The sequence below is a fragment of the Parvibaculum sp. genome, assembly GCF_045863935.1.
Lineage (GTDB): Bacteria > Pseudomonadota > Alphaproteobacteria > Parvibaculales > Parvibaculaceae > Parvibaculum.
Genome location: NZ_BTVP01000019.1, coordinates 59,951 through 68,980, shown reverse-complemented (window position 1 = coordinate 68,980; position 9,030 = coordinate 59,951). Strand labels below are relative to the sequence as shown.

The 9,030-nt window shown below is 60.4% G+C and carries 7 protein-coding genes; 4 read left to right on the top strand and 3 right to left on the bottom strand.

From position 1 onward, the window contains the following. Positions 1–808 precede the first annotated feature (808 nt). Complete coding sequence (locus ACKUUH_RS09975; RefSeq protein WP_407949761.1) at positions 809–2,389, top strand: reverse transcriptase domain-containing protein; 1,581 nt, start codon at positions 809–811, stop codon at positions 2,387–2,389. A 171-nt stretch (positions 2,390–2,560) separates the two neighbouring features. Here ACKUUH_RS09975 and ACKUUH_RS09970 read toward each other — a convergent pair whose 3' ends face one another. Then, positions 2,561–2,734, bottom strand: coding sequence for a hypothetical protein (locus ACKUUH_RS09970; protein WP_407949760.1), 174 nt, complete (start codon positions 2,732–2,734; stop codon positions 2,561–2,563). Between the two features lie 188 nt (positions 2,735–2,922). Continuing rightward, positions 2,923–3,198 carry a hypothetical protein gene (locus ACKUUH_RS09965; RefSeq protein ID WP_407949759.1) on the bottom strand — a complete coding sequence of 92 codons (276 nt, stop codon included), beginning with the start codon at positions 3,196–3,198 and terminating at the stop codon, positions 2,923–2,925. 578 nt (positions 3,199–3,776) lie between these two features. Here ACKUUH_RS09965 and mltF point away from each other — a divergent pair. From mltF to ACKUUH_RS09950, 3 genes are all read left to right on the top strand, one after another. Continuing rightward, positions 3,777–5,192, top strand: coding sequence for a membrane-bound lytic murein transglycosylase MltF (gene mltF / locus ACKUUH_RS09960; protein ID WP_407949758.1), 1,416 nt, complete (start codon positions 3,777–3,779; stop codon positions 5,190–5,192). Between the two features lie 138 nt (positions 5,193–5,330). After that, positions 5,331–5,981, top strand: coding sequence for an OmpW/AlkL family protein (locus tag ACKUUH_RS09955; RefSeq protein WP_407949757.1), 651 nt, complete (start codon positions 5,331–5,333; stop codon positions 5,979–5,981). 149 nt (positions 5,982–6,130) lie between these two features. Next, entirely contained in the window at positions 6,131–7,633 is a 1,503-nt protein-coding gene (locus ACKUUH_RS09950; RefSeq protein ID WP_407949756.1) for a flavin-containing monooxygenase, read from the top strand. A gap of 135 nt (positions 7,634–7,768) precedes the next feature. Here the strand turns inward: ACKUUH_RS09950 and ACKUUH_RS09945 are convergent, their stop codons facing one another. Further along, entirely contained in the window at positions 7,769–8,971 is a 1,203-nt protein-coding gene (locus ACKUUH_RS09945; protein ID WP_407949755.1) for a hypothetical protein, read from the bottom strand. Between the last annotated feature and the right edge of the window lie 59 nt (positions 8,972–9,030).

Here is a 9,030-nt window from a genome sequence, read left to right as displayed (position 1 = left end):
GGCCGGGTCATGACGGTTAAATTCGGGATTGAAAATTAAACCGGACAGCAGTGGCGTCATGCGGGCCATCCACGCCTGCACCGGCGAAAGCCGGTGTCTTCCGTATACTGAACGCCGAAAGCACATATTTTCCCCACCCTCCCCACGGGGGTGAGGAACGTCTCGCGCAAGCGAGCGAAAAGGTCCGGGGGACCTTTTCGAGTGTCGAACGCCCGGAGCGCATATGTCTCCCACCCTCCCCTCGGGGGTGAGGAACGTCTCGCGCAAGCGAGCGAAAAGGTCCGGGGGACCTTTTCGAGTGTCGAACGCCCGGAGCACAGCGAAGGGCAGTCAAACGGCTGCAAGCCGTTTGGGGCGGGGGCGGGGGCGCCCGCACCCCTCGCGCCGCTCAAAAAAACAAGGTCTCATCCCGGCGACCTGTCTCCCGAAGCTGCGTAGCAGCGCAGGGAGAAAGCAGGAATTCCCGCGATCCAATCCAGGTCGCAGCAAACGAATCCCACCCGCGTCGACACAATCCGCTTCCAACCCGAAGCCATCATTCGGCATTGTGGTACTAGGTGTATTTTTATCGCTGCTCCGTTTACCTATTCGAACGAGAAAGCCGCTTCATACAATACCATCCGTATGCCGAAGGTACGGTAGAGCTACATAAGTGTGCTGGATAACGCAGCGGTGAGTTGATAGACTTTTTCTTCGAGGTCTCCCCTCGCATACGCGCTGTAGCAACTGCGGCGTAAGAGCTAATGTCTGGATATGTCATGCGCGCCGGTACGTTTCGATGCGCTGGCGTGATTGGAGGGGAGGCCTCGTGCCATCGAACCCGTTTGGACCCACCACTGTCTATCTCCCGATCCCTCCTGAGCTGGGGAGTGAGGACGCCCTCCTTACCTATCTCGGAATGTCAGCGGAGGAGCTGAAAAAAATTTGGTGGTTTCGAGAGCACATGTATCACCAGTTCGAGATCGCCAAAGGGAAAGGCAAGACGAGGACTATCAGCGCACCGGACAAGCGTCTCAAATATCTGCAACGGAAGATTGCTCTGCTCCTCGATCAACTCTATCGAGTACGAAATCCTGTCCACGGTTTTGTTGCCGGGAAGTCAGTGAAGACCAACGCGCGCGCGCACCTGCGGAAGCGCTCTGTACTTAACATCGATCTGAAGGACTTCTTCCCATCGATCACTGAAAAACGGGTAGTTGGCGTTCTTGAATCTCTTGGTATAGATAGCGGTGCGTCGAGCATCGTTGCAAGAATATGTTGTAGCAACGCTCACCTGCCCCAAGGCGCGCCGACCAGTCCTGTTCTTTCCAACATGATCTGTTTTCGCTTGGATAAGCAGCTACTTGCCTTTGCAAAGGGAGTGCGCTGTATTTATACCCGCTACGCCGACGACATAACTTTTTCAAGCTACCAGTCTATGGCGGCGCTTTTTCAAGGATCGGTGCCATCGCCGGGGCATTGCGCACCGGATGTCCTTGTCCCGGCACTGCGCGTTATAGTTACCACCAATGGATTCACAATAAATCCTGACAAAGTGCACTACGCCGATCGGCATTCTCGGCGGATGGTTACGGGACTCAAAGTCAACGAGCTACTCAATGTGGATCGTCGGTATGTCCGGAATATTCGGGCGACGCTCCATTCAGTGGAGACATTGGGAAAAGCAGGTGCACAGAAAAAATTCGAGACCGAATACAGCGGCACATCTGACCTTGGCAATTATATCGAAGGGAAAATTTCTTGGCTTCGGCATATCCGCGGTCAATCGGATCCCGTGTTTCGAGCCGTCGCAGTCCGATTCTCCAACAGCTTCCCGGAACGCAAGATTGAGGTGGCGCCGACTGCGGCCGAAATCCGCGACCGGGCCGTATGGGTTGTGGAGCATTTCGAGGGTGATATGGCTCAAGGCAGCGCCTTCTTTCTCAAGGATGTCGGCTTGGTGACCGCTGCCCATTGCGTCGAAGGAGCGGAGGCAGTCGAAGTCTACCACCCAAGCAAACCTGCCAACAGGTTCGTGGCGACAGTGCTCAAGCGCGATGCGGCTCGCGATCTAGCAATTCTTAAGCACGCTATACCGACCACCGAGTATTTTGAACTCGAGCGCTCAACCCGCCCTATTGCAGTCGCTGACACTTTAGTCGCATTGGGTTATCCAGACTTTGGCCCCGGCGACGCACTCAACGTGCGAGATGGGGCGGTGAGTTCGCTCCCGGTCAAGGGTGGGGTCAAGCTAGTCGAAGTGACGCAGAAGCTGTCGCAAGGCATGTCTGGAGGCCCTCTCCTCAATTGCGATGATAAGGTCACAGGAATCATTCATAAGGGTGGGCCGGATGAAGGACGTGATTTCGCTGTCCGCATCGAGATGCTGAATGATTGGCTCGCTGAATAGTTACGTGTCGCCAAGGTCAGCGCCAACATGCAGGGTCTTTGTCCGCACCCGGCGCACTGAAGTTCCGCCGTATACGGATCAAGTTCTCCCCCCGCCGCGACGCGCCAACAAACCTTCTCCGCGTCTCTGCGCCTCTGCGTGCCTAAACCTTTTTCCGCCACTCTCTCCCCCTCACGCATACCTCACCCAGCCGCGCCAGGTGAACGCCGCATAAAACATCGTCACGCCGGAAAACCCCGCCTCGCGCAGCACGCGCTCGTCCTCCTCCGGCGAGAGCAGGTCGAGATGCGCCTCGACGCTCGCCCGCGCGCCTTCCGCGATGTCGGGCGCAATGCCCGCCGCCACCGCGAAGGCCGCATCTCGACAGGATGGGTCATGTCGATGCAAAACATCTCGCCGGTCTCAAGCGACTTTGCGTTGAGCCGCCGGTCTCGGGAATTGACGAAGGCTATTGCAGCTAAAGCCGGCCCGTTCCATTCCGGCCGTCCGCTCATTGCGCATCTGGGCCGTTCGGTGAGACCTTCGCCGGCTGTTCAGCGAACCCTCTCGTTCTCCTTGGGTGCCGAAACGCGCCGGGGTTTGCTCTCCATCTTGGGTTTGGGCAGGAGACGGAAGCGGGTCTGGCACCACGCGAAATCGACGCCGACATCCAGCAGCGCATCGGAACGCCCGCATGGGCAGGCAAATTCCATGACGGCGAGAACGCGGTAGGTCTCTCCGGCCTGTAGAGGCACCGGCATGCCCGTCACATGGTTCGGGGCGGCATTGACGCAAAGAACAAGATCGCCGGGTCCGACTGCGTCGCTCATGGCTTCCATCCATTGTCCTGGGAAGAGAATAGACTTCGACCGCCAAGGGCGAAAGATTGCTTTTGGCGCAATGCGGTCCTTCCGTATTCGGACCCGTCGCTCGCTTCCGCGGCGAATTCTCAACAAGTTTTCTCTGCGCCTCTCCGGAGTGCTCGAAAGCCACGGGGATTATTTTCCGCCGCTCGCCTGCGCGAGGGCAGGGCGGGCGAAGGCAGGGCGGATTATCCCCGCCGCCTCCATCCGTGGTGGAATGCGCATTCGCCATTGTGACAGTTGCGTGACATTCCGATGACAGTGGCCAGGTGCTTGTCCCCGGCGGGGACAAGTCCCCGCTTTTCCGGTTCCCGCCGGCGCCCTCCGGTGAGCGGGGATATCCGCATATAATCCGTACACAAACTAAATGAAACGCGCTTTGTGACAGTCGGATGACATTTCGATGACAGTCGCCTGGCCTTGTCCCCGCCTGCGGGGATAAGCGCGCCGGCGGCGATCCGTGTGATCCTGTGCTAATCTCCCTGCCTGTGCGGTCATGTGTGGCGGGCTGTTTGCGAAATTTTCGGGCCATATCAACGGCTTGGGTGGCGCGCCTCACGGCGCTGGCGGCGGCGCGTCTCACGCCGCATTGGCGCCGCAGCCGTGTTCCCTGGATCGTGCCCGTGCTGCTCGCGCTTTTCGGCGCGAACCAGTTCCTCTACCTCTATGTCTATGTGCCGCCTGTTCCCCAAGGCATTGAGAACATTAAGGAATCCGGGAAGCTCGTGGTGCTGACGCGCGAGGCGCCGACCGCTCTCTATGAGGGTGTGGAGGGGCGAACCGGCTTCGAATACGAGATGATGACGCGTCTCGGAAAGTCGCTCGGGGTTGAGGTCGAGTTCCGGATTTACGAGACGGAACAAGGACTTATGAAGGCGCTCGCGGCGCGCAAGGGCCATGTCGCCGCCGCCGCCCTCGCCGTCACGCCCGCCCGCAGGCAAGCCTTCGCCGTCGGCGCGGAATACGAGACGGTGAAGCAGCGCCTCGCCTGCCGCCGCGATCTGCCGCGTCCGAGAAAAGTGAACGATCTCAAGGGCTTGTCCGTCGTGGCCTCGGCCGGCACGCCCGCCGCCGAGGCGCTCGCCGCCGCCCTCGAGGGGGTGGAGGATGTCACGCTCCGTCTCGAAAATCAGCCTACGGAGGATTTGCTCGCTCGCGTCGCGGCGGGCGGTTACGACTGCGCGGCGACGGACGGGCTCCTCTTGCGGGTGATCAATCCCTACCACCCTGAACTCGCCGAAGCCTTTGATCTAACAGGAGAAATGCCGCTCGGCTGGTTTCTGGCACCGGGCTCCGAAGACCTCAAGGAGCCCCTTCGCCTCTGGTTCGCGGGCACGAAGAAATCGGGGGCCCTTGCCGCGCTGGAGCGGCGCTTCTTCGGTTTCCTGCCGCTCTTCGACTATGTCGACATCCGCGCCTTCAAGCGTGCGATCGACGAACGCCTGCCAGACTATGAAAAGGCCATCCGTCGCGCCGCGCGGCAAAATGGCCTTTCGTGGCAACTACTTGCGGCTGTCGCCTATCAGGAGTCGCATTGGGATCCGGAGGCGAGAAGCCCCACCGGCGTGCGCGGTTTCATGATGCTGACCGAGCAGACGGCGCGCGAGCTCGGTGTCTCGAACCGTCTCGATCCCATTGAGAGCATCGACGCCGCCGCGCGCTATCTCGCTGATCTGAAAAGCAGAATTCCCGTCAGCGTCGAGGAGCCGGATCGCACCTGGTTCGCGCTCGCCGCCTGGAACATGGGCCTCGGTCATGTCTACGATGCGCGTGCGCTTGCCGCGCGCCTCGGCCGCGACCGCGACAGTTGGACGGATATCCGCCGTGTTCTGCCGCTTTTGAGCAATGCGGCGTATGCGGAAGGTCTCAAGCACGGCCCCGCGCGGGGCGGGCAGGCCGTCCATTTCGTGCAGCAGGTACGCACCTATATGCACATACTTGACGGCGGCGCTGGGGCTTAAGCCCTTGTGGCGGCTGCGACATTCCGCGCAGCCGCTGCGACCAAATGACCGGTGAAGTTTTGTGGTTATTGGGCGCAGTCTTGTCTCAGTGCTTTGCGCGGAGCCGCTGGGGCCGGCGCAGCGAACTGGAGAACGCAAATGAAGACCGAACGGAAAATGGGCGCGGGCGTCGCTGCTGTCGCGCTGGGGGTGATGATGGCGGGCATGGCTGCCGCGCCTGCACAGGCAGAATTTCAGGGCAAGTCCGCGGGCGACTTCATGGTCCGCGCGCGCGCCATCGGTGTGATCCCGGATGAGTCCGCCACCGTTACCGTCCTCGGCGGCGACGTCGACGTGTCGAACGAGTGGGTGCCGGAAATCGACTTCAGCTATTTCCTGACCGACAACATCGCCCTTGAGCTCATCGCGGCGACCACCAAGCACGATGTCACGCACAGCTCGGGCCTCAGCCTCGGCGAAGTAAGCCTTCTGCCGCCGACACTTACGCTGCAGTACCACCCCATGCCCAAGGAGCGCTTGAGCCCCTATGTCGGCGCGGGTGTGAACTACACGATCTTCTACAATGAAGACGCGCCGGGCGGTGCCGTCACCAGCATCGACTACGACAACGCCTTCGGCTTCGCCCTGCAGGCCGGTGTCGATTACGCGGTCGCGGACAACTGGTACCTGAACGTCGACGTGAAAAAGATCTTCCTCTCCACCGACGTGTCCATCAACGGTGGCGCCATCACCGCCGATGTCGACCTCGACCCCTGGGTCGTCGGCTTCGGTGTCGGTTACCGCTTCTGATCCTTCGGAAGCGGCTCGGAAGAGCCCCGCAGCGTCTCCACCGGGACGCGGCGGGGCTTTTTCTTTTCTGACTTGTCCCGTTTGCCGGACTGCCGCCTTTGCATTAAATGGGGCGGGACGGATAACGAATTGAGTCAGGGAGAAGGTCGGTGGGAGAGTCCATCAGGTCGCTTGTCGAGGGAACGGATGTGAAGACGCGCCCCTTGAGCGTCGCCATTCTGGGCGCGGGCGCGGCGGGCCTCTGCATGGCCATCAAACTCCGCAACGCGGGTGTCGAAACCTTCACGATCTTCGAAAAGGCGGGCAGCGTCGGCGGTACCTGGCGCGACAACACCTATCCAGGGTCGGGCTGCGACGTGCCCTCGATGCTCTATTCCTATTCCTTCGAACCGAAGCCGGACTGGAGCCGCAAGTTCGCTCCCCAGCCGGAAATCGTCGAGTATTTCGAGACGGTTGCCCGCAAGTACCGTCTCCTGCCGCATATCCATTTCAATACCGAGATCGTGGAAGCGCGTTTCGACGAGGCCGAGGGCCTCTGGCACATACGCAGCGCGGCCGGTGAGGCGTTCACGGCGAACGTCCTGATTTCGGGCGTCGGCCAGCTCAACCGTCCGGCCTATCCAAAAATCGAAGGTCTCGACGACTTCAAGGGCGCCGCCTTTCATTCAGCGCGCTGGGACCACGACGTCGATCTCGCGGGCAAGCGCGTCGGCGTGATCGGCAACGGCGCCAGCGCGATCCAGTTCGTGCCCGAAATCGCGCCCAGGGCCAGCAAGCTCACCATCTTCCAGCGCACACCGAACTGGTGCGTGCCGAAACCGGATCGTCCCTTCACGGATTTCGAGAAGAAGCTCCACCGCGCCATCCCCGCGCTTGCGCGACTGCAGCGCTGGTGGACCTGGATGATGCTCGAACGCAACTACCTGGCTTTCGTGCAGGGCAGTTTCTTCGGCAAGCTCTTCGAAAGGGCGGCGTTGAAGGAGATGGAGACCCACATCGAGGATCCCGAGCTCCGCAAGAAGCTGACGCCCGATTATCCCGCCGGCTGCAAGCGCATCCTGCTCACGAACGACTGGTATCCCACACTCGCGCGCGACAATGTCGAGGTCGAGACGAGTCACATTGCAAAGATCACCGCGGATGCCATCTTGACGGAAGATGGCGTTTCCCATCCCGTGGACGTCATCATCCACGCGACGGGATTTGAATCGACAGACTTTCTGGCGCCGATGAAGATTACCGGCCGCAACAACCTGGACCTGAACGATGTCTGGGCGCGCGGCGCCGAGGCGCATCGCGGTGTCGCGGTGGCGGGCTTTCCTAATTTCTTCATGCTCTATGGACCCAACACAAACCTCGGACACAACTCGATCATCTTCATGATCGAGTGCCAGGCGAACTACATCGCGCAATGCGTCGCGGCACTTCGCAACAGCAAGCTGCGCTACCTCGATGTCCGCAAGGAGGCGATGGAGAGCTTCAACCGTGAACTGCAGCAGGACATGCAGAAGACGGTCTGGGCGGCGGGCTGCTCAAGCTGGTACAAGACAGCGGACGGCAAGGTCACCAACAACTGGTCGAGCTTCACCGCGCGATACTGGTGGCAGATGCGCCATCCGGACTTCGAGGAATATTCGCTCGTTGCCGCATGACGGAATTGGCTTATGTACGGGGATAAGTACCCCCGACTGTCATCGAAATGTCATGAAAACGTCATCGAGTTCGGGGCAGCGTCACGCTCCCAAAATTAGGGTGCGCGTTTCCCGACCCGATTTCCCGGCCTGGTTTCAGAAATACCGCGCGATGCGAAGCTGGATGAAGTCGTCGTCGCTGTAGGAGAAGACCGGGTCCGAGCGCGGTACGTTGCCGAAGAAGCGTGCTTCGAGGCTGACGAAGTAATCCTCGCCGAAGCGCCGTTCCGCCTCCACGGAAAATCCGAAGGCCTGCGTGTCGAGATCGACTGTCGTGCCGGCGAGAACGGCTGTGGAGGCCTCGTCGTTGGGTGTCCAGCGCAGCGCCAGGAAGAGGTCGTTTGCGAACGGGTTCTGGTTGTTCGCGCCGCGGTCGTCCCAGACATATTCCGCGACGAGACCGGCATCGGATGGCGTGTCGAAGATTCCATACAATGTGTATTCGATGCCGCCGGTTGCCTGCAGGTTCTGCTCGTCGAGCTGGTCCTGCCAGAAGCCTTCGAACTTGTAGAGCCATGCGCCGGACGTTGCCTGGATATCCGTGCTGACGCGGTCGGTCTGCACGTAGTAGGGGATGAGGACCAGCCGCCCGCCGGAATCGAGGCCCGGAACCATCACGGGATTTCGGTTCGTACCCCGAAAATAGCTTACCCCCACATCCCAGATGTCGAACGTGTTGCTGTAGCGCAGGGCAAAGTCGAGATGCTGCTGCTTCGCGCCGCTCTCGTATTTCGTCTGCGTTTCATCGACGGGAATGTCGAAGGCCGGCCGGCCGGACAGGCTCGGAAAGGTGCGTTCGCGGAAGTAGGGCAGCAAATAGCCTGTGAAGGTGCCGATCTCCCATGTGGAAGAGACCATTGCCATCGGCTGGCCTAGTTTTTCTTCGCCGTCGATGCTTTCCACGAGGTCCGTCTGGTTGACGATGTCGACGAGATGGACCGCTTCGGTCACGCCCCAGAAGATCTTGTCCATGCCGACGTGGAATTCCCAATTGTCGATGACGCGGGCATATTTTGCCTCGCGCATGTCGACATGAGAGCGGTTTCCATCGCGCAGGTCCCATCGCGCGAAGGGCTTCACGACGATCCACTGGTTCGAATTGTCCCAGAAACTTTCGAACGTCACTTCGGCCGCGGCAGAGGTGTTCCATCGGCGCTGTTCGTTGCCGCTGGCGCTTTGGGTGAAGAGCTGCAACTCCGGTTCCACATAGCCGGTCACACGGATTTCGTCGGCATAGGCTGCCGTTGCGGTCATTGCAATCGCCAGCGCCGTTGTCGCGCCGATAACTCCGAATTTCATTCGATCCCCCACCCTCGGTCGCCACGATCCGCAGTGCCAGACAGGTACTTTGGATCGTG